Genomic DNA, 25,216 nt, shown 5'->3' with positions numbered 1-25,216 from the left:
AATCCCTCGCGAAGACCCGAAGAGCTGCTCTCAACCCTGCAACTGCGCCAAAAAGCCGGGACGAGTTCCTGGGGCACCAGGGCCACCCGACTTGGTGGTCATTTGCACGCCACACAGCTCGCCGGTGAGCAGGAACACCTTTTTGCCGGTGCGGTCACAGGTCAGCTCCAAGCTTTGGGGGGATCCGCTCTGGAGAGCGTTGACCACGCTTTGGTAGGCGCGGTTGGCCGCTTCCTCCTCTTTTTGGTGGACGACGATGGGGGCGGGATTCCCTTTCAAAAGCAATTCTAGGATATACATGGCTGACCGTTCGCGTAGTGGGCTGTGGACACCTGATCCCAGTATCGCAGGTCGGCGGAAGACCTGGAGGCCGGCAAACCCAGATCCCAGCGCTAGGGGCAGGGGCGGGCGGAGGTGGGATCCCCTGGATTGAGACCGGCAAACCAGCTCGACAGGGCCGCCGGCAGGCAGAGGCCAGGGTTGCCCTCGATGTGGAGCCGTTCCAGCCGCGGCAGTTCTGCCAAAAAGCCGGGCAGCTCGCCCGTGAGCCGGTTACGGGCCAAGCGCAGATCCCGCAATTGCTTGAGTTGGGCCAGCTCCGGAGGCAGGGATCCGCTGAGGCGGTTGTCTGACAAGTAGAGGTTTTCCAGGTTGTGCAGTTGCCCCAGTTGGGGCGGAATGGGCCCAGAGAGCTGGTTGCGATCCAAAAACAGCCCCTTGAGGGAGCGCATCTGGCCCAGTTGGGCGGGAATGGCGCCGCTGAGCTGGTTGTTTTGCAAGCTGAGGTTTTCTAGGCGGCTGAGCCGGCCTAGCTCTGGGGGGATGGGGCCGGAGAGCTGGTTGTGATCCAAAAACAGGCCCCGCAGGTTGCGCAGTTGCCCTAGCTCCGGCGGAACGGGGCCGGAGAACTGGTTGTAGTCGAGAAAAAGCTGTTCCAACTCCCTCAACTGCCCCAGCTCGGCGGGGATGGGGCCAGAAAGCTGGTTGTAACTGAGAGACAAAGCCCGCAGGTGGTGGAATTGGCCAATCTCCGGCGGCAGGGATCCGCTCAGCCCGCGGCGATCCAACACCAACTGGACAAGGCACTGATCCCCATCAAACAGAGCCACTTCCTCCACCACCACCTCAGGCCGGCCCATCGCAGCCAAGACTTGCCGTAGGAGGAGAGGATCCCGCTCCCGACAAGAGGCGAAAGACCAGGCCATCGTCCCCCAGCTCAGCCAAGCCCCAATGGCCAGCAAGAGCAAAATCCGAGCTTGTCTTTTGACTGATCCCATTGCCCCTTCCCGGCCAACGTCTTAAGGGAGCATAACTCCCCTCCAGATCCTTGCCAACTACTTACTAGCTGGGGGAAGGGGCAACAGTTCTTCCAGAGCAGGGCGCCAGGCAGGAGCTAGGATTGGCTGCCTTGAGAGCGCTGGATCACCTCAGCTTCGCTTAGAGGGGTAGGGGCGTGGAAAGACAGGCACCAGGGAGTTTGGATTTTGCAGGGCGGGTGAAGCTGCTGCGAGGAGAGATAAAACTGTCCCACCTTTAAGACAGCCACATCTTCTCCGCTTCCTCCCCGCTGGGCAATTTGCTCGCGCACTACCTCAATGGCTGCCGGAGACGTGACTCGGCCAAAAAACTGGGTGGAGCAGTTGGCGATGACGTTGTGGTCGATGCTCTTGGGTGCTTGGGTAGCAAAAATGAGACCCAAGCCGTATTTGCGCGCTTGGGCGGCCAGGCGCAGCAGGCTCTGCTTGCAGGGGGTAGTCCCCTGGGAGGGCACAAAGTCTTTGGCCTCGTCGATGACCAGCAGCCCGCGCACTGGCGCTTCCGGCGGGGCGGGGTTTTTCTTGATCCAGGTAAACAGCGCCATGGCCAGTTGATTGAGAAATTGCTGCTGTTCCCCCAGGGTGGGAAGGCCCACCAAGTTGACAACCGACACCCGGGTTTTGCCGTAGTCTGAGCCCAGCCCCAACAAGATGGCCGGATCCAACGCCATCCCCTGTTGATGGAGCAACTTGTTGTTAACCATGGCAGCCTTGAGGAGATTAGCCATCTGCAGCGCCAGTTGCGGCGCCTTGCTGATACCGGCTCCTGCTTCCGGAGGCAGGTCCGCAAGGAACTCGGCAAAGTCAGCTAGAGATCCCGGCTGGTGGGTGGCAAAGTATTTCAAAGCTGCCTTGAGAACCCCCCGCTTCAGCTCGTCGCTGACGGTCTTGCCGGGGGCCACGATCTCCTGGAGGGCGCCCCAGGCCATGTCGACGGCCTGATCCAGCTCTTCGGGATCACCGGCCAGCGCAGCAAAGTCCGGCAGGGGGGCGAGGGTGAGGGGGTTGCCCGCCGCCAGCCCAGGGGTCCAAACCACCACCTCGGTTTGGGCAAAGTAGCGCTCTGCCTTGGCTTGATCCTCCTCTGTCCAGCCTTCGGGAGCGGCAGGCCAGGGATCCCCCAGCCGGGCCAAGTCGTTGGCTGCATCGATGACGATGGAAGGGATCCCCTGCAAGGCTGCCTCTTCCACCATTCGCCTCAAGAGCACCGTTTTCCCCGAGCCGCTGCCAGCCAAAATCACAGTGTGCCGCACCAGCTCTGGGACGGGCAGAAAGACCGGATCCCCTTCTCGATTGGCCACCCAACGCCGCCCGACCAACAAACCCGTTAGGTGCAGATCCTGCTTGGCTTGAGGGGCCTTGCCGTTCTCTACCCTAGAAAGTGAGAAATCCCCTTTTTTGGCAGGCTCAACTTTTGGAGTTTCCTGCGCAGGGATCCCTTCCTTCAGCCAGGCGAGGAGCTTGGCCAGACCCGAATCCGGCTCGGCGGCTGCCAGTTGGGCAAGGGGCTGCCGCTCGGCCAGCCAGTCCGTAAAACCGGGCCTGGATTGGAGCTGCTCTAGGGCCAGCAGAACCCTGATTTCCTCCTCGCTGGGCCGCCAGTGGATCCCACCCTCCTCAAGGAACTTTTGCCACAGTTTCTGAGTACGTTCGCCTCCTGGTAGGGAGGTAGTGCGCACCACTACCAACTTGCGAAATCGCAGGGCCGCGTCGATCCCGGCTGCCGTTCTAGCAGCTACTAAGCGAGTTTGGAAAGATCTAGGATTAGTTGATTGAATAGCTGTAAAACAAAGGTGCCTTTCCCGCTCGTTTGCCTCGTAGAAGATTAGCCGCAAGCGAGAATGCAGAGGCAAGAAACCTCTGGATCCAGGGAAGTCAGTTTCCACTTGGCTGCCAATACTAGCCGGCAACTTTTCCTGCCCGACGAGAAATTTGCACAGAGAAGCTAGGGGCTCTTTCCATATCTCGTTCTCGTTTTCCTGTAAATACGGGGAAATATCAACCTTTTGCTTGGCCTCCTCAAAGATTCGATCTAGTTCCTTCAGTGGAGGGGGACTTGGAGTGATAGGAGCAGAACTTGGGACACCTAACTCGATAACTATCCCTTTCTGTAGGCATTGCTCCCTGTGCTCATGACATTTCTGGAGGAGCTGCCGAGGATTGTTCCTCTCCGGGAAGGACTGGAAGAACTCCGGCTTAAACGGGTAGGAAGGATAGGGAGGGATAAAGCCCACCTTGTGGTAGGCAGCCTGCAGGCGAGGAACAACAACTGCCTCAGCGACACTGGCCGAAAGAAGATGCGTCAAAGTTAAAGGCTGCTCAAAGCGTCCTGTAAAGGTTTGAACAGCTGTTTTCGTTAGAATTTCCCAAGACTGGTCTAGGCACGAGATGATGACAAGGGATCGGGAGAGGCAGTCCCGTAGCCCAATGAGGCCACCTGCGATGTTATGAATGATGTTTTGGGAAGCTTCTTTTTCTGTCTCTGGCGAGAGCTCCTGCAAGGATGACGAAGGACTAGGACTTGTATGAGATTGCACAACAATGGGATCCAACTGATCCAAAGCAACTACAGTGGGTCCCCTTAGGCTCATCAGCCAAGAAAGCCCTGCAACAACTTGACTAGGATTTAAGCTGGCGTTGGTAAAACCGAATTGTCGGGCAACCTCTGATTCCACACCTAGGCCCTGTATCCAGCTAGTACCTATTGACGCCAGTAAAAAATCATTCGAATTAGCTAGAATGGCAGCTCGTACACAATCTTGGTACTTGATGGTGTGCTTGCGATCTTGAGTGAATAGCCATTGCAGAGTTTGTCTAATGACGTCGAGCAAAGATTCGTGGGAAAAACTGGCGATCTCCTTCGCCTGCTTGGGAGTAGAGAGAGCTCTCAGAAAGACCAGATCGAGAATTTTTTGGAGCTGGCTAGTGCCATCAGGCTCTTCCTGAAGCAGAGAGGTGAGGTAGCCCTGGATTACGGTTTCCCAAAAGTCTTTCACATCGGTCATGTCCACTAGGACAAACCCCACCCTTTTTTCAAAGCAGTGCTGTCTTAAGACCCTGAGAAGGTGGGTTTTGCCAGAGCCACCATTGCCAAGCACAGGGATTCCAAAGGGTGTCTCCATCTGGGGAGATTGGATTAACTTCTCCAGCCGGCTGAATAGCTTCTCCCTGACATCCCGGTTAAGCTCAGGAACGTCAAAATCCGGAGGTTGCCAGATTTTTCTAAGATGAACTGTCCAATCAAAATCAACCTCCTTGAGGGCTTCTAGAGCTTTTTGTTGGTTGATTGAGAAAGAGGTACTTTCCTTGGAAGTCATGGCTAGTTCCTAACACGAAGAACGTGCTTTTTGTAGCCGTACAGGTCAATAGCGGCGGCTTCGATTTCAGGAGTAATGGACAGAGGATCGTCCAGGTTCATCAGCACTATCTTGGCTTGGCGGTTCAAAGTCAGGAGCGCCTGATCCAATAGCCAGGAGGGAACATCGGGAAATCTTTTACGCAAGTCGGATAAGTAGACTAGGTAGTAGCGCCCTCCCATCTCCTCGCAGGTGCGAAAGACCTTCTCGAGGAAGTTAGGATCAACCTCCCCTTCGCTAACTTCCCAGGGCTGCGTTTGCCCAGTAGGAACAGGGGCTGCTCCACCGAGAGAGGGTCTGTTCGCGTCAGCGGGCCGTAGGCCTAGAATCCGCGCCAAGGGAACGTTCTCCCGCTGTGCGTAATCCACTAGGGTTGCCAACGCCTTTTGCAAAACAACTGCTGCCTCTGGCGACTTGGAGCGGGCGATGGCTGTTGGAGGTGTGGTAGAAGCCCAGTCCCAGGCCTTGTCAGTCAGCACAAGCCGGGTTATCCTCCTTCCCTTTTCGACTACAGTCTTGCATTCAATGAGGCCCTTTTCCTCCAACAGCTTGAGCTCTTTGGCCCTATGCTTTGGCTTCACTTGCGACTTGGTCGGTTCTTCCCCTGTTAGCAGGAGCTTCCAGAGCAAAATTTCGCTTTTGGGCAACAAATCGCTCATTTCCTCAACCTCCAGCCCTGCCTCAAAGCCGGCTCTGTTGCAATTGAACCACCTTGCGGATCATCTCCACCGCCCGCTCGCAGTCGGACATCACCAGCTCATTGGGAATCCGCAACACCAAGTAGCCGGAGATGAGCAACTCGTAGTCCCGCAGGCGATCCTGGTAGTAGTGGTTTGGCTCGCGGTGCTCTGGCCCATCCACTTCCACCACCACCTTACCCTCCCGCCAAAGCAGATCCGCTCGGAAAGCGCGTCCGTTAACACTCTGTACAGTTTGGTTGAATTCCAGCAAATTCTTTAACTGCGCATCTGCTGCCACCCGGTCGGCCAGCTTTCTCTCGGCGGGACTGAAGGGGTGAGGGGATCCCTTGCAACCCACCACCACCTGTACCGAGCTGTCGAACTCCTTTAGCCTCTCAGGAAGCGGCAGTCGAATGGCACCGTAGCTCACGGAGGCCAATTCGGGGTGATCAGTCAAAGCGCTCGGCACCACCAGCACCAGCCGTGCCTGACTGTTGTCGGCCAACCAGATAGCTGCCTTGGCCAAGCCGAGTAAGTAGCTGGGCGCCGGCTCTGTCTCATTGGTTGCCAAAGCCAAGGTCAGCTCGCGAGGGGCAATGGCCTTGGCCAGTTGCTGCACCTGGATCGCCCGCTGGATCCCTGGCACCACAGGCAGGCGTTGCTGCTGGCACAAGTGCATTGCTGCCCTAAGCCAGGTACTGGAAATGGCGGGATCCCGTTTTGCGGACAGCTCTCGGGCGCGGAGACGATTGAGAACCTGGGCCTCTGCCGTTCTGCCCGGCTCAAACTTTTCTCCATACCAATAGGGCCAGAGGGATAGGGCTACCCTCGCCAGCACCTGCAGACACTCATCGAGGATGGCATCCTGGGCAGGAATTCGGTGCCAAAGCTTGGAGACAAAGACCGTCTCTCGAGTTTCAGCCTCCTCCGCCAGGCTCGCTAGCGCCTCCTCCACGCACGGCGCCAGTAATAGCTTGACCTCCCCCTCTTTGCCTAGGTCTTGCCACGAAAGAACGGCCACCTCGCCTTTCCCACCTGCCTCCTGGAATCCTAGCCTAGGCCAGGCCGGGGGGAGAGGATATCGCAAGCTGGGTCGGCAGGGATTCGAACCCTGGGCCAATCGGTTAAAAGCCGAGTGCTCTACCGCTGAGCTACCGACCCAAGTTTGCAGCTCTGACAGAATAGCACAACTTCTGTCATATTAGCAGAAGGAAGCTCTAGCCAGATCCCCAAGGATTTTGCTATTCTAGGTTTAGCCAAACCCTGGGGCTGTAACGGTTTCGACGGGGTGGCGAACAAGGGTTCATGATGCAGGTCGGGATTGAGCTTATCCCGTTACCACCAGGCTCAACACAGTACGTGCGAACAACGTCGTACCTTTTGCTCGTAAAGCGGCCGCTCTGGCTGCCTAAGGCTCAGTAAGAGAAGTCTGAGCTCGAGGATCCTCCCACGACCCCGTTAAGTGGGCGGGTCACAACCCCAACGGGTGCAGCTCTCTTCTCCGGCTCCGTCGAGGGAGAGCCTAAGCTTAGGCGGAGAACTCCCATCGCCGGGATCTAAACGGCGATCCCTGCCTTGAGGGTTAGAGAGGCTAAGCCTGTGAAGGAGTGAACCCCCAGTACCCATCTCGGACACGGGTTCGACTCCCGTCAGCTCCATCTCCAGGTCAACCTGAGGTTATTGGCCCAGACCATCCTCGGTCAGGAGGGAGACGGGGCCTTTGAGTCCCTCTAGAGGTGAGTTCCTCAAGCGGCTTTACGGGCGGGGAAGCTGCCATGGCTGTGCCCTACAATCAGGGACAGTGGGTTGGAGAAAAGAGGGCCATGCGGCTCGTCGACCAACAGGGGCGTCTCCTGGGCAAAGTCAGTCTCCTGGATCTGGGGGCGCTGGCAATTGTGGTGGCGGCGATTGTGGCTGTCCTGTTTTTGCCAGGGCGGCAAGCGGGCAGCGTCGTCCAGGTGGGGGGTGGCCCTACCCTGCCGGTGGAAGTAGATATGATCGTGCGGGGGGTTAGCAGCCGATCCCTAGAACCTTTTCAAGCAGGTCAGAAGGCCGATTTGATCATCCGCAACCAACCCTACGGCCAGGTGGAGGTGGTGCGGGTGGAAAACGTCAGCCGCACTGTGCCGGTGGTTTTTCCCGATGGACGGGTTGAGAACTTGCCTGATCCAGAGCCCTACCGCTTTGATCTGGTGTTTACCTTGCGGGGACGGGGCCAGCAGACAGAAAATGGCATTGTCCTAGGCAACAACCGCGTCAAAGTCGGCGTTCCCCTGGAGCTCGAGACCTTTAGCTACAACTTGCGTGGAACCGTGATGGATGTGCGGCTGCTGCAATCGTAGAGGATCTCGAGCCTGATGCAGCTACAGGAGATCGCCCAAAAATTGGGATGCCCCTACGAGGGAGATCCCACCCTCGAGATCCACGGCGTAGCCAGCCTGGCGGAAGCTCGCCCAGGCGAGTTGAGCTTCCTCAGCGAAGACCGCTACCTGCCCCTCCTGGAGCAGACCCAAGCCAGCGCCGTCATTGTGGAGGAATCGCTGGTTCTGCCCCGCCCCATTGCTTGCTTGCGAGGGAAGGATCCCCGTCTGCTCTTTGCCCAGGCCATCGAGCTGTTTTACCAGCCCTATCGCTTGCCTGTTGGGATCCATCCCACCGCTGTGATTGATCCCAGCGTTGAGTTGGGAGAAGGTGTGGCCATTGGGCCGCATGTAGTGGTGATGGAAGGGGTGAAAATTGGCGACTACACCCAAATCCACCCCAACGTAACCATCTACCCCCACGTGCGGATTGGATCCCGCTGTCAGCTTTTCGCCAACTGCGTCATTCACGAGCGCACGGAGATTGGGGATGATTGCCTCATCCACAGCGGTGCTGTCATCGGCGACGACGGCTTTGGCCACATTCCTCTTCCCGACGGCTCCTGGCGGCGCATGCTGCAGGCAGGCCGGGTGGTGCTGGAAGACGGCGTAGAGGTGGGCAGCAACACCACCATCGACCGGGCCGCTGTTGGCGAGACCCGCATTGGCCGCGGCACCAAGATCGACAACCTAGTGCAGATTGGCCACGGCGTGAAGACGGGATCCCACTGCTTGATCGTGGCTCAGGTGGGCATTGCCGGCAGCACCCAATTGGGCCACCACGTCATCTTGGCTGGGCAATGCGGCCTGGCCGGGCACCTGCACATTGGCGATGGCGTACGCGTGGCCGCCCAGACAGGTGTAACCAGCGATATCCCCGCTGGTCAAACCGTGGCCGGCTACCCCCATCAGCCTATTGCCGAATGGCGCAAGAGCATGGCCGTCCAGCGGCACTTGCCTGAGCTGCAACGTACCTTGCGCAAGCTGGAAGCTCGTGTGGCCAAGCTGGAACAGAGCAGTGGGACATAGATGGGGATCCCTGCCGATGGCTAATTCACTTGCTTGCCCCCAACGCAAAGATGCTAGCCCAAGAGAAACTGCAGGAAATCACTCCCCTCACCCGCGAGCAACTGGCAGAGCTCATGCCTTCGGCCCAGGGGCTGCTCAGCGATGAGCCCGAAATGGAACACTCCCTGCATGCTCTGCAGCTTTTGATTCTGGTCAGCTGCCTCGCCCGCCTCTGGCAAGACCGCAACGACTACTTCCTCGCCTGGAACCTCACCGTCTACTACAGCCGAGAGCAACTCAAAAATAAAGACTTCCGCGGGCCAGATCTGTTTTTGGTCAAAGGGGTAGAAAACCGCCCCCGCCCTTCTTGGGTGGTGTGGGAAGAAGGTGGCAAATACCCGGACTTGATCATCGAGCTGCTTTCGGAATCGACTGCCAAAGTGGATCGGGGTGAGAAGCGGGAGCTTTACGAAAGGATTTTCAGGACACCGGAGTACTTTTACTATTCTCCGGAGACGCAGGAGTTTATGGGTTTGCGACTGAGGGGGGAGAAGTACGAGGAGATTGAGCCAACGGAGCAGGGCTGGCGCTGGAGCGAGATGCTGGAGCTGTATCTGGGGATCCATAACCAACAACTGCGCTACTTTTTCCCCAATGGGGAGCTGGTGCCTACTCCTGAAGAAGCTGAGAGAATCGAGCGCCAACGTGCTGAGCAAGAGCGACAGCGAGCAGAGCGCCTGGCCCAGAAGCTGCGGGAGCTGGGGGTGGATCCCGATACCTTGTAAGGGTAAAGAGAGGAGAACTGGCAATGACTAACCCGAACCCAATTACTGAGGTGCCGGATCCGATTTATCTAACCGAATGGCCCCCTACCCAAGACGAGCTCCCCTACGACGACGGCGTACCTATGGAAAGCTGGCGACATAAATGCCAGATGGACTTGCTCATCTCCGTCACCCAAACCTGGCTGCAGCAGCGCCCCGATGGCTTTGTCAGCGGCAACATGTTCCTCTACTACAGCTTGGAGCAGGCCCGCAGCCGCAATTTCCCAGGGCCCGACTATTTCGTGGTGCTGGGAGTGCCCAAGGGCGAGCGCAAAAGCTGGGTGATTTGGGAGCGGGGCAAAGGGCCGGACGTGGTGATTGAGCTTCTTTCTCCCAGCACTGCCCAGGAGGACAAGACAAGCAAAAAGCAACTTTATGAGCAGATTATCCGGGTGCCGGAGTACTTTTGGTTTGACCCGTTTGAGCCAGAGGACTGGGCGGGGTTTCGGCTAAGGGGCGGCCGCTATGAGCCAATTGAATTCGATGCAGAAGGTCGCCTGCCGAGCGAGGTTTTGGGACTGTACCTGGTGAAATGGAAGGGCAGGTTTCGGGACATCGAGACCACATGGATTCGGTGGGCCACTTCTTCTGGTGAACTAGTGCCCACCGAGGCTGAGCTGGAGCGGCAAAGGGCTGAGCAGGAACGGCAACGCGCCGAGCGCCTGGCCCAAAAGCTACGAGAACTAGGGGTGGATCCCGATGCCCTTTAAAAGTAGAGACCTTTCCCCCCAATTAGGTTGGGGATAAAGGGCAGGCAAAGGCAGAGAATGGGGCTCTCACTGGGCAATTAACAAAACGGGCAGCTTCTGCACAGCAGGCCGCAGTCCTTGAGGAAAACGCTCCCGCTTCAGCGGATAGCGATAGTTCATGTGCTGAATCAGCCTCTCCCACTGCCAGGCGTTTAAACCGGAGACCAGAGAACAGAATGGCTCCTCAGATATCTCGCGCCCCTCTTCCATCAACTTGAGAGTTACGTTCCCCGCCGCAATTTCCAGTGTCTCATTAGCTAGCTGTGGGCTTGGATCCCCTAGCAAAATAAGAGCATAATCTTTTGGATTGGGGCTAATCAGGATTTGCTGCAGTAGCTGCTCCAACTCTTGAATAAGTTGCTCTGTCTCCATCTCCCAGTAAGGGAAAAGAACGACGTTAAACTTGCTCAGGCGGATCCCGGCTTGGGGCAAAGTCACTGTTGAGCTATCTCTCACTATTGGCAGGTTCTCAGACAGGCTTACCCAGACCCCTGAGTAGTCAATGCTGTGTAACCGAAAGAAAGCCTGAATTTCTTGCTCAAAGTCGTGAACAGCGTCTCGGCATCCCTGCCAATGTCCATAGTCGTCAATTTGGATAAATCCTTGAGAGTTAACCTGACTGTAGAGATGATGAAAGATATCGACTGTGGACTGATACCAGTCTGCATCTGCATGTAGCAAAGCAATTTCGCCTACCTGGTCGCGGTAAGCTGGCAATGTGTCAGCAAACAATCCCTGCACAGGAACAATGAGATCCCAAACTCCTAGTTCCTTACTGATTACCTCCAAGTTCTCCGAGATAGGAGCACCCAAAGCTCCAGCTCCGTAGGGAGTATTATTGGCGAAAACTCCTCGATAATCTCGGTCTACTTCTGTTGGCTGAGGCATCCCGGCGAAAGTGTCAAAAGCGTAAACTTTCCGCGGTCGGCGGCTGTAGTTTTTGATCACCCAAGCCAGCAATGTAGAGCTGCCTCCTTTGTAAACACCACACTCAACAAAGTTTCCAGGGATGTCCTCTTGGCAGACTCGCTTGGCCAAAAGGTAGAGATTCCAAAGACGCTCAAAGCCCAGCAAGGTAAAAGCCTTAACCTTTTCCAAGACTCTCGATAGCTCGAGGTTGCATACCGGGTACTCCTTCAAATGCTCTGGCAGAGTCCAATCCATATTGGGATCCGGAATATGCTCCACAGGCTGGACGTTGCCTCGCCAAGCCACGCCCATAATCTGCATGGTTTGGTAGATCATCGTGTTCCAGCCTCGATCCCTTAGGTAGTTTAAGCCCTCAGCTACATCTGGTGAGGCAAGGTCGTGAAAGAGAACTAGTGCATCTTCAGCAGCGTAACGCTCTGCCACCTGAGCATCGCGAAGAGGAGCTGGCGCGTCATGATTTCCATCGATGTAGATCAAAGACCAGCGGCGGTCATTTTCCTGAGCAATCTCTTCTACTTTCTCTGGACTGTAGCCGGGATATAGGTTGACATTGGAGCGAACTCCCGCTGAGCGAAGAGACTGATCCACACTTTCATAAATTTGAGGATTAGTTAAAGCAGGATCCACCACATCAAGAACAACTCCTCCTGCAGCAAGGTGAGCAGTTGACCAGCCTAGCCAACACCCAATCTCTAAAGCAGGTTTTCCTTGAAACTTAAGCGCAGTATTGTACAAGATGTGTGCTTCATCTCGGCTAACAAAACCAATAGTTGGCTGACGTAAGTCTGTGTGCCAAAGATGGGGAACCTCTTTCCGCAAGTAGGGCCAGGGGTGACAGTTGGGATCCACTGCAGTCATTAAAGGGAAGCTATAGTCAAGATGTATTCTCCTCTGGTAAGGCGATACATAATCGTATCTTTTGATCGGTAGAGAGTTCTTGTCTGGATATCGCAAGCTAGCTTCAACCTTGAAACCTTCAGTCGTAAGTACAATATGAGTTAGCCTTGTCTTAACATCAGCCGTAAGATGTATAACTCCTATTGGATCATGAGGTGGAAAAGGATCTACCCAGAGCTTCCTTTGAGGATCCCACAAAGGTAGCTGGTAGTGAGCTAACCAGTTGCAACTCAATGGCAGAAGCTCAACTCTATCCAGACCTAAATCTTTATAGATAGAAACATTTAAAGCGAACTGATCTGTCCATAAATCAAGGTGTCTGGACATAGCTTGCTCTATCCTTCTTGCCCATGTTGACCAGTGAATAGACTGTCTAGCCCCGGAGAATACACCAGCGTTCAACAAAGGCTCTATTTCTAGGCGATTAAACTCGGTGTGATGGAAATATTTGTGGTAGTGCCAAGTTATCCAGGTTTGCATCCAGAATCTGTTGACATGCTTAGCTACTAACTCGGGAACTATTGAAAACCCTTTTCTTCTTGCTCCTAGAGTGAGCAGTTCAATTGCAAACCAATCTTGGAGCCAAGCGTCTGCATCAATCCAAATATAAACCTCATAGCCCGGAAAATACTTAGGTAGAAATGGTCTAGATACCAGAGCTTTAAGATAACTGGGTTGGCTACTACTATTTGGAACGTTATAATTCCAACTTGGCTCAACGATATGGTCAACGTACTGACTTATCCACTGCAACTGCTCTGGCGTGCAGCCTGTATCGAGGAATCCAATGTCCAGATAGTATCCCTGCGGCTTCTCTCGGATAGAGAGGATAGTCCCTTGGACTAATTCAAAAAACTTGCTGTCAGCACTCGTAACGATGATAGTTGAGTTCATGACTTTCGCATCTCCTCTCTTTTCAAGATTCTACTTCTAAGCTCTGCGCAGATAGCAGAGGGATCCTTTTTGACCAGCTATGATCTCCCCCTGCCAGATCATGTGAGAGGGATCCAACATCTGGTCAATCTGCTTGCGGTCTTGCTCCGAGCAAAACTCCACATAGATGACCTTGATGTCTTTGAGCCATGGCTCCAAACTGGCCAACACCTCCACCTCCTGCCCACCTGTTGCCACCCGGAGCACATCGATGCGCTCTAGACCTAGATCCCGTAGGGCTGTCCTGGCTTCCCGGAAAACCAGCACCCGCTCCACTCCCCACTCTGTCTGAGAGTCTTCCGGCCACAGACGACGAGTCTTGGAGCTATTCTGCCCCGCTAGGCCCACTGGATGCACATGGCAGTTGCCCAAACTAAGAGCATTCTGCTGCAGCAGGTGCAAAGCCAAGGGATCCGCCTCAAAACAGTGAATAACTGCATCCGGGCAAAATCCGCGAAAACAGACACTGGCAAGTCCTATGCCAGATCCAACGTCAATGACAGTCTTCACTTCGGAAATATCGGAAATAAATGAAGGAAAGTTAAGATAAGTCGCCCCATAAAAAAACGTCTCCTCGTAGAGGCGTATCACACACATAAACTGATTTATGGTAAAACGCTGCAGCCGCGTTTCCATCACCCGACTTGCCTCGGTAAAGAGAAGCTGATGATCTTCTCCCAAGACGAAGGCAAAGTTGGCCTTCACAGGTTGCCCCAGCCTCTGCAGGTCTTCAACCATGCACACAGCTGCATCAAACACAGGCCAGCTTGCTGGCTCCCCTGTTAGCTCGTGCACCCGCTCGGCCACACCCCGCTGCTGCAGCAAAGCACAGGGATCCGCAAAGCCCCCTTCCACATACAGCTCCAGCCGCGGCAAGTCCAGCAAGTCAGCAGCAATCACCCCAGGGCAGTTCCGGCTGAGAAACACCTTCAGCCGCTCTTGCACCCGATGCAGCTCCTGAATCGGCTCGTAAATCCCCAGGCGACTGTCCAGCAGCTCGGCGCTGGAGGTGCTGACAAAATGGCGCACCTCGGAACGGGGCGAGTAGCAAAAGGGCTCCGGCAGCTCTCCGCCAAATACCCAGTCCAGCAGATTCTGGATGCGGTGGCGGGGGTGCCACTGTTCATCGAAGGCGTGGTAGGCGCGGCGGGCAATTTCGATGGCCTCTTGCGGATGGTCGAGGTAGTAGCGAACCTTTTCCAAAAGTTCCCCTTCCGAGTCGTAGGTGTCGCAGTAAACTCCTGGTACCAGCAGCTCGTCGAAGCCGGAGGCAAAAGAAAGACGGTCTGTCAGCAAAAAGCCGCCTACCGAAATCACTTCCAAATTCCGAAGATTCAGATCTCCATTTTGGCTACAGTTAAACGAAATCAGCGAGCTGGCAAAGCGGTCGGCTGCTTCTATGCGATTGGCAGTTTTGATAAGGATAGGGAAATCAGCTTCCTTCAAAGCCTGAACAAGGCGAGAGCGTCTGGGGTGTCGAGAACCTTGCTGGCCAATGAAGACGATTTGGTTTTCTCTCACTTCTACCCACTCGTGGGCAATAGGGCGCATGGATATAAGGGGCAACCAGGCCAGGTTTTCCGCACCCGCTGTGGCAAACCAGTGCAGGTGCTGGCGGTTGTAGGCAGTGGCCACATAATCAAAGCCTTCGGTAGCCCAGTAGGCTAGCAGGTGATTGACGGGAAACTTCCAATGATGGGTATCACCCGCCAGTAAAACAGTTGGGCAGCCAAACTTCTTACTGTTTAAGGGAGTACTCTGGTCAAAGCTAGAAGTCCAAATGATTACTAGATCAAACTCCTTATCAGGAATCTTCTCAGAGTTGCCGACAAAGTCAAACAGGTCATAGTCTCCTTCGGGGCATTCCACCAAGTCTTCGGGGAGGTTGGCAAAGCCAAGGCCAAAACCTTTAGCTCTTGGACAAAGAGTAACCTGCTGGTCTGAAAGCAGAGGGGGCGGGATGTAGTCTGGCGGAGCTGGCCAGTTGAGAAGAACGCGCGGAGCTGTGGTCTTGGTATCCTTCATTTTTTAACCCTCTGCCTGGGCAGTCAGCTCTGGCAACCTCCGTAGGAGCTTAGCAGTCTTAGGTTATGAAACGGTTATAAGACCAACTCTACTCCTCCGGGATCCGTCAAAACCCTTGTTTAGCCTGCCCCTGCAGCTTTCTAGGCCTTGATCGGTAGCCAGCAATCTCAGCTTGCCCTGGAAGTCAGGCCAAATGAGAAGGGATCCTTTGACCCTATATCTAGAACAGGCCGTAGGCAGCCCTGCCGTTGATAGTCGGATCCCGCCTACCTTCCTAGCTGCCGAGGTTGAGCAGGAGCAACGGCGAGCGGAGCGCCTGGCCCAAAAGCTGCGGGAACTAGGGGTGGCTCCGGGTACATTAAGCTAGAGAGAACACCAGGGATCCCTTCCATGCAGTGCCAAAACCTTCAAGGAGATTTTGCCTCGGAACTGGAGCAAGTCCAGAGTCTTGCTCAGCTATTGGATTGGGCTCTGGAGTGCCTGCCTGAGCAGCAGATCTTCTGTCAAATTGGCTGGGAAGACTCAGGGGCCGTGCTAGAAGCAATGCTTCGCCATCCTGGAAAATTGACGATGATTCTACGGGATCCGCTCCAGAATCCGTCCAAAAAATTGGCCAGCACGGAGGATCTCCAAGCGCAAATTGTTCGGCTAGGACTGGAAGGACGGGTTCTACTGCTAGAAGGATCGATCCCTGCTCTTTTGGCAGATTTGGGGGAAGGGTTTCCCGATACCCAGATTGGCGTTTGCTTCTGGGCTGAGCTTGTGGACTATCGTACCCATTTGCTCCAGTCCCTGCTACTGCGGGATTATCTGGCTGAGCCGGCTCTGTACTTGGTCGATCACTGCCGCTACGGATCCCTTGCCCAATCGACCTTAGACTTGATGGGTGTGGATCCCGCTTTTCACCTGCAGAAAGCTTTTCCCAATCTCAGCCAAGGGATCCATCTCTTGAGGTGGGATCCTCAAAACAGAGCCCTAACCGAGCAAGATTTGGCTTATATTCGAGAACTAGGCCCAGGCTTGTTGCTGAATGCCAACCCGGTATCCCTGACCTTTTCGCAGCCGGATCCACGAGAGCCGACACGATTTTATCCGTGCAAGTACGTTAAGCTGGATAATTTCCTGCCTGCTGAGATCAACCAAGCTATCCTTCAGCATGCCATCGCCCATCAAGATAAGTTTATCCCTTCCAGAAGCTACAGCCCAAGCAACACTGAAGCTGAGTCTCTCAAGTTTCGCCGCTCTTTGCGTCTAGATTATGCGTACTTTCAAGAGTATGGATCCCTGTTGAGGGAAAAAATTGCAGCAGTGGCTCCCACAATCTTTGCTGAACTTGGAATTGAAAACTTTGATATCCAGATCTTTGAGATGGAGATGATCGCCAGCTATGATGGCTGCTATTTCGCTCCCCACACTGATAATTCTTATCCCCAAACTGCCTTTCGCCAGGTAAGTTGTGTGTACTACTTCCACAAGGAGCCCAAGCTCTACCGAGGAGGCGAGCTGCGCATCTATGACACGCAGAGGCAAAAGCCGCATCCACCAATCCTGTATGGAACCTACGACGAAGTGATCCCGACCAACAACAGCATTGTCTTCTTCTCCAGCAGTTGTCTACACGAGATCCTGCCGGTGTTCGGCCCCAGCCAAGCCTTTGCCGACAGCCGCTTTACCATCAACACTTGGTTAGGAACCAAGCGACTTGCCTAAAGGCTCGAATTCAACATGGCCAGAGTCTGTATTGCTACTACGGTTCGGGATCCAGGGGTGTGCTTGGAGTCGTTCATTCGCTATCACCTTGCTCTCGGAATCGCCCATATCTATATCTTCTTTGACGATCCGGAGGATCTCGCTGTTCAGGTAGCACTTAAGTTTTCCAATGTAACGGCTATTCCCAACGATGAAGCTTTGCAAGTCCAACAAGCACTGGGAAATGTTCTCTACCCAAAGTATGGCCCTCATGCTGGCTATGAGGTCATGGCTCGCCAGATTCTTAATGTAGAAACCGCCATACAACTCGCTCTTGAGCAAGGTATGGATTGGATTATTCATATTGATGGGGATGAGCTCTTCTATCTCGGCGAGGCGCTTACTTTAGACTGGTTTGACCAACTAGATAACGATATACTGCAAGTTCACTTCTTAAACTACGAGGCAGCTCCTGAAGCGTTTGAGATCGAAGACTACTTCCGCGAGGTCACTTTATTTAAGAAAAACCCTGCTATTTTGGATCCCGGATTCTATGCTGAGTTTCAGAGCATCTCCGGTAAGAGCCAATACTTTTTGGCTTATCAAAATGGAAAGTCAGCAGCTCGGATCCATCTCACTCTTTTGCCCAATAGCGTACACAGCTTTGATATTCCAGAAGATCATACCTTAGTAACATCATCCCCTTCTATTTTGCACTACTTAAACTGCGGATTTCAGAACTACTACAAAAAATACGCCCAACTGGGAAACTTTCCTGACTATTGGTGGCGCTCAAAATCTAATCCCATTCGAGTTCCCTTTCATCTGCTCTCAAGAGATGCCTACTGCTTAGGAAATACAAACGAGCTGGTAGACATTTATCAAAAGTTTATACTTTATGACGATTTCACAATCAACCAAAACCTCACAGAGAAGGGGATCCTCACTCGCATTCACTATCCTTCACAGTTGCTAGCGACTGTATCCACTCTGTCCAGTTGACCTATGGCTTAATCTACTCGTCCTGAGTGCAAAAATGCTGGCCCAAGAGAAAGTCCAAGAAAAGATCTCTTCCCTCACCAGCGAGCAACTAGCAGAGATCATGCTCTCTGCACAGGGGCTGCTCAGCAATGAACTCGAAGCGAGTAGCAATCCTTGCCCAAAGACTGCGAAACTGGGGGTGGATCCGGGTACATTAGAACGAGTAGTTTTGGGCACTAGGAATGAACTTCTCAACCTTGACTAGGTGAGAAGTCAAGCGGTCAGTAATGATACTTTCTACGATGGTCACACTTCCAAAAGAAATCCCTCTGCCTATGCCGGCTTTATGCGTCTCCAGGCTTCTTGATAGCTGTAGTATTTGAGAGCGTTTCTGTTGATCAGTTTAAGGTTTGGTTGATCGACCTCCATCCCTGAACTTCCCAAAGCAGTTTAAAGTTTCCCCTTAATCCGCCCACATCCTGGGTCGAGGTTGTCTGGAGAGGCAATAACTCAAGCCCGCCAACCGCTAGATCATCTTGCGTCAAAACTACAGAGCTGGGAATCTCTCCCGACATCATAGAACACTAAAAAAGCTCCCCGGTATGGGGAGCCAAATAGATGACCAAGTCATATAAAGTTAGCCAAGCAGGCCGCAGAAGCGATCTGCAACAAGGTATTGACTAGTCAGCGTCAAACACGTTGCAGGAGCGACCCACAAAGTATGGACTTTTCTGCTGAACTTCGGTGGCTTGATCCCCAAGACCAATCTCACACTTAATAGGTTTGTTGCCAAGGTTGACGTAGGCAGGCCCTTTACCAGTGTCAGCCTCCGTTGTGATCCTCACACCCGTCTGGCTTCCAGGTTTGTCCGTAAACACAGGCTCTTTGTAGATAGGGGTAATTGCAACCCACGGGTCATTCAGGAACTTGTCACCCTTTACCCCGCAGTAGTCAGGTTTAGCCCTGTCAGTGCTATTGCATTGTTCGGGGTCGATGTTTTTCCAGTCAGGGTAGACACTCGTGTCAAGGCGGTAAGCCTCGGAAGCACGGGAGACAGCCGTCAAGGCTGTTTGACCCTCAGCAGCGCGTGAACGACGGACTTGGTTCAAGAACTGCGGAATAGCGATCGCAGACAGCACGCCCACGATCACAATCACCACCAACAGCTCGATCAGAGTAAAGCCCTTGGCTTTGGAGAGAATTTGCTGAGCCAGTTTGGCCCGAAACAGAGACTGACGAGACTTCGCACTCATGGTACTCGATCCTTTGACAACCTAGAGAGTTAACCGTGCAGGTTACCTGCCGCTATTAACTTACCCCGCTGGCGGGCAGTTCATAACAGTCCCCTCCCACGGAGTGCAATTGCGGATCTCTGCTAGGGGCAGCCCAAAAACCGGTGGTCTAGCTGAGCTGGCTGCAGCGGGGCAAACTAGGACTAGTGATCTCCTTCCCACCCATGAACCCTACACTGCAAGCCCAGATCCTGGAAGCTAGGCAACTGCTTCAGCAGGCTCCCAATGCCTTTGCAGAGTGGCTGGTGGCTTTCTACCGAGAGCAAGACGCAAAGGGTTGGCGGGAGTTTTTGCGGGGCTTCTGTGACCTCCCCTCATCTTCATTGGCTGATGAGTCGGCTTCTCCCTCTGAGCCAGAGGCAATCACCCTATCGGCGCTGGAGCAGGCCCTGGTTGCCAACCGGCTGAACCTTGCCTACCAGCTCTACACACCTTTGGTAGAAGCAGGAATCCTGCCGGCGGAGAAGGTAGTAGAGGTGTTGCTATCCTTGGCAGAAAGCCTGGAAAAAAGCTCCACTGAAGATTCGCAGCAACAACGTTTCCAGGTTTGCCTGAAGCTGCGCGAGCTGGCTTTTGAGCTGGATCCATTCCGGCGGGATAACACCCAAGTTTTGCTGATGCGGGCTCTGCAAGCTCAAGACGAGCTGGCCGTAGGCTTTTACGGGCAGGCTTTGCTAGAGAGCCTGGCCAGTCTGGAAGACGACGAGACCTTGGACATCACCCAAGAGCCACTCCTGACCCAGTTGCTCACCCGACTCTGGGATGACGGCTACTTGGATTTGTTTTTTGAGCTGGCCACAGCCTTACAAGCTCATCTGCCGGGGAGTCAAAAATCAGGATTTGCTGCTTTGCTAGCCCAACTGGCTCATGCGGCAGATCCCGAGCAGGCGGGGCGCTATGAAGGTTTGTGGACGATAGAGAACCTGGTCGACGACTTCTTCCAAAAAGTAGCTTTTGCTCTTTTCGAGCACTCTACCAGCGATGGCTATTCCACCTTGGGGGAAGCTCTTCTCACAGCAGCCGAGAGCCCCCAGGTGCAAGAGAACTTTACCCTACGCCTAGCTCTTCTAGCAGAATCTTTAGGAAAGCTGATCTACGCCGCCCGATCCGAACGTGTAAACTTTGCTATCCAGAAGATCATGGATCTTCTTTCATCGACATTGATTGACTTGAATTCTCTAGAAGTAAGTGACGAAAATCTTCCTGAGAGCTTGACTGCGGCTAAGGTTGTTCTCTTCCGGGTTTGCGTTTGTTGGGGCTACCTAACTGATGATCGATCCCTAATTCGTTATTACCAGCAGCTTGCCGGTAGGATCTTTAGTGATTGTCTAAGCCTAATGGCTTCCCAGCGAGATTTTCTCTGGTCAGAGTATTGGCAGAAGAACCAGAAAGCCTATCAAAGAGCTAACCCAAGCAGTCGCAAACTGCGAGTCGGCTTTCTTGGCAAATGCTTCCAACGACACTCAGTAGGCTTTCTCAGCGAAGCCATTTTGCGAAACTTATCTCGTGAACTGTTAGATGTTGCTTACTACTGCTACCAAGGCCGAGAGAATGAAGAAGTGGCTAGCTATGACAACATGTATCAAAAGTTTCGCTCACATCAAAACCTTTACTTCCGCTTCTTTACTGAAGAAGTTAAACCTCCCCAGGTGGCTGCAAAAGCTCGTGAGGATCGCATCGATATTATGGTTTTCATGGACTCCATTACCAGTCAGGATGCCAACGTTATAGCGGCTTTGCGAACTGCCCCTATACAGATTGGTTGGCTGGGAGGAGATGCTGTTGGTCTGCCGGAGTTTGATTACTTCTTTGCCGACCCCTATATTCTTCCCGGAGATGCTCAGGCCGATTACCATGAGAAAATTATCCGTTTGCCTAGCTACTGCGCTGTCGAGCATCTGGACGTTATCCCTGCCGATGAGATAAACTTCGAAACCGAGCTTAGAATAAGCACGCGAGACGTCGTCTTTCTTACTGCGGCCAGCTCCTATAAGCGCACTGACGATTCTATCAATGCTCACTTGCAAATTCTAAAGGCTGTTCCCAATGGAGTCCTCATTGTCAAAGGCGCAGGGGAAATTGCTACGATTATCAGACACTATCAAGAAAGAGCTAAAGAATTAGGTGTTTTAGATCGCGTCCGGTTCCTGGCTAGAACCAGAAGAGCAGAAGAGCATCGCGGCCAACTGGCTCTGGTGGATCTGGTTTTAGATACCTTCCCCTACACAGGCGCAACCCACACTATGGAAGCTCTCTACATGGGCGTGCCAGTTCTCACCTTGGTAGGTCGCCATTACTACGGCCGCATGAGCTACAGTCTGCTCAAAAATATTGGTCTTGAAGACTGCATTACTTGGTCGGTAGAAGAGTTTATCCAGCGCGGGATCCAACTGGGTAATGATCCAGAGTGGATTAATCGGATCAAAAGGCAAATTAAGGATTCTCGCCGTTGGTCAGTAATTTGGGATCCAAGAGAACATGCTCGCAGCATGGAAGCTGCCTTCTTCCACATTCTAGAAGGTAAATCCCACGAAACTTATACGTTTCACCCCAACGACTTGTACTCAACTCCAGATGAATGGAACCAAGCTGGGATCGAGCTCATTCGATCCCTAAGTGCTGATGCTTCAGTCTCAACACGTCAATCTGCTTGGGAAGAGGCACTATCCCTGTGGCGAAGAAGTTTGGCTAAGGATCCCCGCCATGTTCCCTGCTGGCTAAATCGAATACATGCTCTACTGGTACTGGGCGATCGTCCTCGCGCCTTTGAAGATGCCTACGCTCTCCTGGAGTTTTTGTGCACCGAAGCGCAGGATCTACAACCTTCCCGGTTGACAGATGTTCCCATTTGGGTTCAAAGCAAAGGTTTTGCAAAACACACTTACCTATACTATCTAGCCAAGTGGATGGCCACCCACATTGGGGTTGTATATAGCCCCGAAGCCATGAGATTTTGGAACCTGACTTATTCTATAAACCCAGATGATATCCAAGCTGCCTTGGCAGTAGGAGTTGAGCTCCTCTCGCAGAGAAAGATAGAAGGGCTGATACCTATTAACCGTGTACTTACTCTTGACCCAGATCATCAACTAGCAAGTCTGGCCAAACAAATTGCGATGTGGGAAGTTGTGCCCCAAGTGCGTACAGCTTCTCTGCCTGGCCAACCGGAGCTCTATCTCGACTACGAAGGTTGTAGACTTTCACTGGAACCTTCCTTCTCAAGTATCGTGACCCGCGTCTTGCTGACTCAAGGGGAGTGGTTTGAGGAAGAAATGGATTTCTGCCGTCACTTCCTCAAGGCAGGCATGAATGTTATCGATGTGGGAGCTAACGTTGGGGTGTACACTTTCCTTGCTGCCCGCCGAGTTGGCCCTACAGGCAGTGTGATCGCAGTTGAGCCGACAACTTCCTGTATTCAACACCTGCAAAAGACAATCAGTGCTAGCTCCCTAGAAAATGTTGTTTCCCCTGTCGAGTCTGCCGCTGGAGACCATGAGGGCACCGTGCAGTTTCAGGAAGAAAGGGCTACCGTATTTAACTCCATCAGTGATCCAGGGCCGGTGCCAGAACAGAAATCGAGAGATGAGAAAGTAGTGAATCTTACCACTTTGGATTCTATCTGGCGCTCGAAGGGAAAGCCGCAAATCGATCTCATCAAGATCGATGCAGAAGGTGCCGAAGAGCAGGTCATATCCGGCGCGCTAGAATTGCTCGCTGCCACCCAGTCTATTGTTATCTTTGAGAATATAAGCGGTTCTAAAGTTACGGGATCCGCTACCGCGAAGGTATTGGAGCCGTTGGGATATGGGTTTTACACCTACAACCGTTTCCTGAATAAACTCACCAAGGTCAAGCCGCAGCAATATCCCGTTTCTGCCCTAAATATCATCGCAATCCACCCCTCAAACTTGGAAAAAGTTGCAGATATGATATCGGCTTAGACTTACCAAATTCCTTGATGAAGCAAGCCCTGAGCAAAATTAACTAACCTGAAGAGCGCAGCGCTTGCATCAACTGCTGGGGCGTCATCTGCTCGTAGGGCTCGAAGGGCTGATGGATCCAGGGATTATCCGGCAGGTAGTCCACGTAGTAGTCGGGCTGGTAGACAGAGGCCGCTTTGTACCAAAGTACGCCGGTGCGGATTTCCTCGATGTAGAAGCCGTAGTGGTGTTTGAGCCAGTGGACGGCCCGCTTCAGGGTCATGCCGGAGTCGACTAAGTCGTCCACCAACAACACATGGCTGCCCAGGTTGGCAGTGGTCATGGCCAAATCCCGCGAGAAAATTAGCTGCCCTCGCTGGCGATTGCCAGGGCCGGAGTAGGAAGAAGCGGCAAGAATTGCTAGAGGGAGATCGAATAGGCGGGCCAGAGTGTCGCCAATGCGCAGCCCCCCTTTGGCGATGCAGACAATTTGGTTAAACTCCCAGCCGCTTTCGTAAACTTTGACGGCCAGCTCCTCGATTTTGCGGTGGTAGTCGGCCCAGGTAATGGAAATCTCGTGCAAGGGATCCCTCTCCCGCAGTCTGGATTGGTCAATTCTAATTCTCCCCTTCGGCAGCCTGCCGATGGCAAGCTGAGGGTCTAGCTTTCTTTTAGCGGGATCACCTTCACCCAGTGGGAATAGGCGGGATCCCGATTTTCGGTGATGGCCGTCAGCTTCTGCCGCAGTTGCTCAGTGATGGGGCGAGAGGTGGGCAAGACGTACTGTTCGATCTGGCGGATGGGCGTGATCTTGGCCGCGGTGCCGGTCAGGAAGGCTTCCTCGGCAATGAACAGCTCCGACTTGTCGACGGGCCGCTCTTGGGTGGGGATCCCTAGGTCGCGGGCCAAGGTGAGGACGCTGTCGCGGGTGATCCCTTCTAGGATGTCCTGGTCGAAGCTGGGGGTAATCAGCACGCCGTTGCGCACGATGAAGATGTTCATGCCCGAGGCTTCGCTCACTTTGCCCTGGGAGCTGATTAAGATAGCTTCGTCGAAGCCAGACTGTACTGCCTCGGTCTTGGCCAGGGAGGAGGTAATGTAGGCACCAGTGATCTTGCCCCGCAGCGGTAGGCTGCGATCCTCCTGGCGGGCCCAGGAGCTGATGCGGCAACTTACCCCTTCCGGCGAGAGGTAGTCTCCCAATTCCAACCCGTACACGAAGAAGTCTTTCTCGATGTTGTGCAGCCGCGGTGAGATGCCCAGGTCGGAGGTGTACACCAGGGGGCGGATATAGAAAGAGGTGGAAGGGCGATTTTTCCGGATCAGCTCCACAATGACCTGCTCGATCTTCTCGGCGGGCAGATCGAAGCAGAGCAGGCGAGCACTCTGACTCAGCCGTCGGCAGTGGCGATCGAGGCGAAACACCAGCACCTGATCTGGGTTTTGCGGATCGGGGATCCCGCGTAGGCCGCCGAAGGCTGCCGTCCCGTAGTGCAGAGCATGGGTGGCAATGGAGATCTTCGCCTCGGCAAAGGGGACGATCTGGCCCTGAAAGTAGGCGTAGGGCAGAAAATCGGGCATGGTCGGCACCTACTGCGGTGGGAAAAGATGTAGGAGTAGGAATATTATCACCGATGGAGGCAGCGCCGGCAGCACTCGGGAAGATATATGCACCGCAGGGTTTTTTAGCCAGTCCATTTCTGCGAGGGCTGCGGCGGCAAATAGCTTCTAATCTACGAGGGGCTGACGAACTACACCCTATGACGCAAGGAGCCCACTCCCCTTGCGAAGGCAACAATGCTCTTTTTGGCAAGGCTTCTTTCACCCCGAGGGTGGTAGGGTAAGAATGTGGTTACTCAAACAGTTGGAAATGAAGCTTTCAAAACCTTCTGTTGCTTCCTTGCTTTTGCTGGGCGTTTTGCCCCTCAGCAGCCCGATGCTAGGGGTAGGCGAAAGCACAGAGGCAGCTTTTGCTCAATCTCCTGCTCCAGCCGTCCGCATTGAAGAAGCGATTCAGATTGCTCGATCTGCTGTTCCCAATGCTGTGATCAAAGAAGTTGAGTTGGAGCGCGAAGATGGGCGCTTAGTTTGGGAAGTAAAATTCACCAACGATGTTGAAGTCAAGATCGACGCCACTAGCGGCGATGTTGTCGATATCGATGACTGCACGAACTGGGGTAAGCGTTGCCGGAAAAAGCGGTAGTTGCCACTGCTTGATGAATGCTTGATGAAAAAGTAGCAATCTTGAGAACTGCA

At 53.7% G+C, this 25,216-nt stretch carries 18 protein-coding genes, 1 tRNA gene and 1 other RNA gene; 9 read left to right on the top strand and 11 right to left on the bottom strand.

The features are described from left to right. Positions 1–30 precede the first annotated feature (30 nt). The 6 genes from NW855_RS03175 to NW855_RS03150 all read right to left on the bottom strand — a co-directional run bounded on the left by NW855_RS03175 (position 31) and on the right by NW855_RS03150 (position 6,513). Complete coding sequence (locus tag NW855_RS03175; protein WP_011429902.1) at positions 31–300, bottom strand: hypothetical protein; 270 nt, start codon at positions 298–300, stop codon at positions 31–33. Positions 301–392: 92 nt separating this feature from the next. Beyond that, positions 393–1,277: a leucine-rich repeat domain-containing protein gene (locus NW855_RS03170; protein WP_099887178.1), complete on the bottom strand. Its 885-nt coding sequence runs from the start codon at positions 1,275–1,277 to the stop codon at positions 393–395. Between the two features lie 116 nt (positions 1,278–1,393). Then, complete coding sequence (locus NW855_RS03165; RefSeq protein ID WP_414508338.1) at positions 1,394–2,995, bottom strand: ATP-binding protein; 1,602 nt, start codon at positions 2,993–2,995, stop codon at positions 1,394–1,396. A 1,640-nt stretch (positions 2,996–4,635) separates the two neighbouring features. Further along, a complete protein-coding gene (locus tag NW855_RS03160; protein ID WP_414402658.1) occupies positions 4,636–5,331 on the bottom strand; it encodes a hypothetical protein in 696 nt (231 codons plus the stop codon). A gap of 22 nt (positions 5,332–5,353) precedes the next feature. After that, on the bottom strand, positions 5,354–6,373 hold the full coding sequence (locus tag NW855_RS03155) for an endonuclease domain-containing protein (RefSeq protein ID WP_414508337.1): 1,020 nt from the start codon (positions 6,371–6,373) through the stop codon (positions 5,354–5,356). A 68-nt stretch (positions 6,374–6,441) separates the two neighbouring features. Beyond that, positions 6,442–6,513, bottom strand: a tRNA-Lys gene (locus tag NW855_RS03150). Between the two features lie 104 nt (positions 6,514–6,617). Here NW855_RS03150 and ssrA point away from each other — a divergent pair. The 5 genes from ssrA to NW855_RS03125 all read left to right on the top strand — a co-directional run bounded on the left by ssrA (position 6,618) and on the right by NW855_RS03125 (position 10,254). Beyond that, positions 6,618–7,013, top strand: a transfer-messenger RNA (tmRNA) gene (ssrA, locus tag NW855_RS03145). Positions 7,014–7,127: 114 nt separating this feature from the next. Next, positions 7,128–7,694, top strand: coding sequence for a DUF4330 domain-containing protein (locus NW855_RS03140; RefSeq protein ID WP_414508336.1), 567 nt, complete (start codon positions 7,128–7,130; stop codon positions 7,692–7,694). Between the two features lie 15 nt (positions 7,695–7,709). Next, positions 7,710–8,741, top strand: a complete 1,032-nt coding sequence (lpxD, locus tag NW855_RS03135) for a UDP-3-O-(3-hydroxymyristoyl)glucosamine N-acyltransferase (protein ID WP_414508335.1) — start codon at positions 7,710–7,712, stop codon at positions 8,739–8,741. A 50-nt stretch (positions 8,742–8,791) separates the two neighbouring features. Then, positions 8,792–9,505, top strand: coding sequence for a Uma2 family endonuclease (locus NW855_RS03130; RefSeq protein WP_414508334.1), 714 nt, complete (start codon positions 8,792–8,794; stop codon positions 9,503–9,505). Between the two features lie 23 nt (positions 9,506–9,528). Further along, complete coding sequence (locus NW855_RS03125; protein WP_414508333.1) at positions 9,529–10,254, top strand: Uma2 family endonuclease; 726 nt, start codon at positions 9,529–9,531, stop codon at positions 10,252–10,254. Between the two features lie 66 nt (positions 10,255–10,320). On the opposite strand, the gene NW855_RS03120 is transcribed toward NW855_RS03125, so the two are convergent. Both NW855_RS03120 and NW855_RS03115 read right to left on the bottom strand, forming a co-directional pair. After that, entirely contained in the window at positions 10,321–13,014 is a 2,694-nt protein-coding gene (locus tag NW855_RS03120; protein ID WP_414508332.1) for a class I SAM-dependent methyltransferase, read from the bottom strand. Between the two features lie 36 nt (positions 13,015–13,050). Next, positions 13,051–15,078 (bottom strand): glycosyltransferase, encoded by a 2,028-nt coding sequence (locus tag NW855_RS03115; RefSeq protein ID WP_414508331.1) that lies wholly within the window; start codon positions 15,076–15,078, stop codon positions 13,051–13,053. Between the two features lie 390 nt (positions 15,079–15,468). Between NW855_RS03115 and NW855_RS03110 the strand changes: the two genes are divergently transcribed. Together NW855_RS03110 and NW855_RS03105 are read left to right on the top strand one after the other, a co-directional pair. Next, a complete protein-coding gene (locus NW855_RS03110) occupies positions 15,469–16,788 on the top strand; it encodes a 2OG-Fe(II) oxygenase (protein ID WP_414508330.1) in 1,320 nt (439 codons plus the stop codon). A 57-nt stretch (positions 16,789–16,845) separates the two neighbouring features. Then, entirely contained in the window at positions 16,846–17,769 is a 924-nt protein-coding gene (locus tag NW855_RS03105) for a glycosyltransferase family 2 protein (RefSeq protein ID WP_414343507.1), read from the top strand. Between the two features lie 659 nt (positions 17,770–18,428). On the opposite strand, the gene NW855_RS03100 is transcribed toward NW855_RS03105, so the two are convergent. Then, the gene (locus NW855_RS03100) at positions 18,429–19,001 is read right to left on the bottom strand and encodes a type IV pilin protein (RefSeq protein WP_414508329.1); all 573 of its coding nucleotides are present in this window, start codon (positions 18,999–19,001) and stop codon (positions 18,429–18,431) included. A 203-nt stretch (positions 19,002–19,204) separates the two neighbouring features. On the opposite strand from NW855_RS03100, the gene NW855_RS03095 reads away from it, so the two are divergent. Further along, positions 19,205–22,981, top strand: a complete 3,777-nt coding sequence (locus tag NW855_RS03095; RefSeq protein WP_414508328.1) for an FkbM family methyltransferase — start codon at positions 19,205–19,207, stop codon at positions 22,979–22,981. Positions 22,982–23,024: 43 nt separating this feature from the next. Here the strand turns inward: NW855_RS03095 and NW855_RS03090 are convergent, their stop codons facing one another. Next, positions 23,025–23,543, bottom strand: a complete 519-nt coding sequence (locus tag NW855_RS03090) for a phosphoribosyltransferase (RefSeq protein WP_414402621.1) — start codon at positions 23,541–23,543, stop codon at positions 23,025–23,027. 77 nt (positions 23,544–23,620) lie between these two features. Beyond that, positions 23,621–24,541: a branched-chain amino acid transaminase gene (locus NW855_RS03085; protein WP_414402622.1), complete on the bottom strand. Its 921-nt coding sequence runs from the start codon at positions 24,539–24,541 to the stop codon at positions 23,621–23,623. Positions 24,542–24,806: 265 nt separating this feature from the next. Between NW855_RS03085 and NW855_RS03080 the strand changes: the two genes are divergently transcribed. Next, positions 24,807–25,163: a PepSY domain-containing protein gene (locus NW855_RS03080; RefSeq protein ID WP_099812263.1), complete on the top strand. Its 357-nt coding sequence runs from the start codon at positions 24,807–24,809 to the stop codon at positions 25,161–25,163. Positions 25,164–25,216: the final 53 nt, after the last annotated feature.

The organism is Synechococcus sp. RC10B2, from assembly GCF_047502635.1.
This window is presented reverse-complemented; position numbering and strand designations above follow the sequence as displayed.

What these genes read in the sequence shown, in the direction of transcription:
- NW855_RS03125 (WP_414508333.1), top strand. Translation starts at nt 9,529, where the DNA reads ATGACTAACCCGAACCCAATTACTGAGGTGCCGGATCCGATTTATCTA.
- NW855_RS03115 (WP_414508331.1), bottom strand. Translation starts at nt 15,078, where the DNA reads ATGAAGGATACCAAGACCACAGCTCCGCGCGTTCTTCTCAACTGGCCA.
- NW855_RS03095 (WP_414508328.1), top strand. Translation starts at nt 19,205, where the DNA reads ATGAACCCTACACTGCAAGCCCAGATCCTGGAAGCTAGGCAACTGCTT.
- NW855_RS03130 (WP_414508334.1), top strand. Translation starts at nt 8,792, where the DNA reads ATGCTAGCCCAAGAGAAACTGCAGGAAATCACTCCCCTCACCCGCGAG.
- NW855_RS03120 (WP_414508332.1), bottom strand. Translation starts at nt 13,014, where the DNA reads ATGAACTCAACTATCATCGTTACGAGTGCTGACAGCAAGTTTTTTGAA.
- NW855_RS03160 (WP_414402658.1), bottom strand. Translation starts at nt 5,331, where the DNA reads ATGAGCGATTTGTTGCCCAAAAGCGAAATTTTGCTCTGGAAGCTCCTG.
- lpxD (WP_414508335.1), top strand. Translation starts at nt 7,710, where the DNA reads ATGCAGCTACAGGAGATCGCCCAAAAATTGGGATGCCCCTACGAGGGA.
- NW855_RS03170 (WP_099887178.1), bottom strand. Translation starts at nt 1,277, where the DNA reads ATGGGATCAGTCAAAAGACAAGCTCGGATTTTGCTCTTGCTGGCCATT.
- NW855_RS03175 (WP_011429902.1), bottom strand. Translation starts at nt 300, where the DNA reads ATGTATATCCTAGAATTGCTTTTGAAAGGGAATCCCGCCCCCATCGTC.
- NW855_RS03085 (WP_414402622.1), bottom strand. Translation starts at nt 24,541, where the DNA reads ATGCCCGATTTTCTGCCCTACGCCTACTTTCAGGGCCAGATCGTCCCC.
- NW855_RS03100 (WP_414508329.1), bottom strand. Translation starts at nt 19,001, where the DNA reads ATGAGTGCGAAGTCTCGTCAGTCTCTGTTTCGGGCCAAACTGGCTCAG.
- NW855_RS03110 (WP_414508330.1), top strand. Translation starts at nt 15,469, where the DNA reads ATGCAGTGCCAAAACCTTCAAGGAGATTTTGCCTCGGAACTGGAGCAA.
- NW855_RS03140 (WP_414508336.1), top strand. Translation starts at nt 7,128, where the DNA reads ATGGCTGTGCCCTACAATCAGGGACAGTGGGTTGGAGAAAAGAGGGCC.
- NW855_RS03080 (WP_099812263.1), top strand. Translation starts at nt 24,807, where the DNA reads ATGTGGTTACTCAAACAGTTGGAAATGAAGCTTTCAAAACCTTCTGTT.